The following is a 537-nucleotide window of genomic DNA, read 5'->3' as shown; positions in this document are numbered from 1 at the left end:
GCTCAGGCGGTCATCTTTATCTTTTGCCGTGCGCATCGCAGAACGCGCACCGTGAACCAGTAAACATCGCAGATAGGCATCGCCTCGTTTGCTAATGCCAAGTAGTCGGTCTTTACCACCAGAGCTATGCTGCCTTGGCGTTAGACCTATTGCTGCCGCCATATCTCGGCCTTTACGATATTGTTTAGCATCCCCCATGGTGGCAACAAGAGCGGTCGCTATCAACGGACCCACGCCTCGCAGTTGCTGTAAACGTTTAGCCACAGGATTTTCTTGTGCGATAACCGCGACCTGCTTATCAAGTTCAGCCATACGTTTATCCAATGAGCGCAGGTCACCCCATAAGCCGTGTAATAGCTCCCTGAAAAACATCGTGAGACCATTGTCAGCATCCTCTAACCATTCAGGGATGGCTTTGTGCAATGATAATAATTCCTTTGGTGCCACTAAACCGTATTCAGTCACCAGGCCGCGAATCTGATTGGCTTTGGCAATACGATGACTCTTTATCTCATGTCTGATACGGTGAACCGCCTG

1 protein-coding gene is annotated in these 537 nt (G+C 49.9%); it reads right to left on the bottom strand.

Annotated elements, in window-relative coordinates:
- A partial coding sequence (locus tag GY683_RS05345) for an IS110 family transposase (RefSeq protein ID WP_297287762.1) occupies positions 1-537 on the bottom strand: 537 nt, incomplete at both ends.

The sequence above is a fragment of the Moraxella sp. genome, from assembly GCF_024227015.1.
Taxonomy (GTDB): domain Bacteria; phylum Pseudomonadota; class Gammaproteobacteria; order Pseudomonadales; family Moraxellaceae; genus Moraxella.
Note: the sequence above shows the minus strand (reverse complement) of the source record. Positions and strands in the feature narration are given on the sequence as shown.